Annotated in this window: 1 protein-coding gene; it reads right to left on the reverse strand. The window is 63.7% G+C overall.

Going from position 1 to position 1122, the window contains the following annotated elements; genetic code table 11:
• Nucleotides 1-1053 (reverse strand): IS3 family transposase gene (locus HK353_RS16805; RefSeq protein WP_245396124.1). Its coding sequence is split into 2 segments (ribosomal slippage), with 1051 coding nucleotides annotated over them: nt 1-766 and nt 769-1053; the frame shifts between segments, so codons are not numbered across the junction. This gene is flagged as partial in the annotation.
• Between the last annotated feature and the right edge of the window lie 69 nt (nt 1054-1122).

Raw genomic sequence — 1122 nt, forward strand, 5'->3', positions numbered from 1 at the left:
CCCACCGGCGACGGTCGAGGACATTCCTCTGCAACAGAGCGAAGAAGCTCTCCATAGCCGCATTATCGCCAGCCGCGCCGACGCGGCCCATTGACCCGACGATGCCGTGGCGGGCCAATGCGCGGGTGAATTTCTTCGACCGGAATTGGCTGCCGCGATCGCTATGGACCACGCATCCGGCCACGTCACCACCGCGACGGGCCACAGCCATCTCAAGAGCGTCTACGGCCAAGCGCGCCTTCATTCGGGCCCCGATGGAGTAGCCGACGATCCGCGAGGAGTAGATATCCTTGATCGCGCACATGTACAGCTTGCCCTCATCGGTGCGATGCTCAGTGATATCGGTTAGCCACAGCTGATTCGGTCCATCGGCCCGGAACTCGTGGCGGGTGCGCCCATCGGCGTCGGTAACGACACACAAGTCGTCGTGAACAGGTGGGCCGGGCTTCTTCCCATTCTTGGCCCGGGCCTTGCCGAAGACCGAGAACCAGGCGTTATCCGAGCACAGCCGCCATGCGGTGCGTACCGCCATGGGCTCGCCGGCGATCTCAGCTTCGTCGGCAAGATACCGGTACCCGAACTCGGGGTCGTCTCGGTGGGCGTCGAAGAGGGCGTTGGCCCGATACGCCTCATCCACCTCGGCTTCAGGCACAGGGGCCGCCAGCCATCGGTAGTAGGGCTGGCGGGAGAGCTTGAGAACCCGGCACGACACCGCCACGGGGATCCCGTCGGCGGCGAGCTCTCTCACGAGCGGGTAGAGCCTTTTGACGGCAGATTCGCCTGCGACAGGTAGGCGGCAGCCCTGCGAAGGACCTCGTTCTCCTGTTCCAGCAGACGGGTTCGACGTCGCAGCTCGCGCAGCTCGGCGGACTCGTCAGTGGTATTGCCGGGCTTGTTGCCGGCATCGATGTCTGCTTGGCGCAACCATTTCGCGATGGTGCCTTCGTGGACGCCGAAGTCCTTCGCGATCTGGGCGATCGTGGTCTTCTCGTCGCGGTTCGAGGCGACTCGGACGACGTCGTCGCGGAACTCTTTCGGATAGGGCTGTGGCATGGTGTCAATCCTTCCAGGCTTGCCTGTGAACAAGCCAGATCAGATGTCCCCAAACCCTGCATCAGTCCC

This window comes from Brevibacterium permense (assembly GCF_013280495.1).
Taxonomy (GTDB): domain Bacteria; phylum Actinomycetota; class Actinomycetes; order Actinomycetales; family Brevibacteriaceae; genus Brevibacterium; species Brevibacterium permense.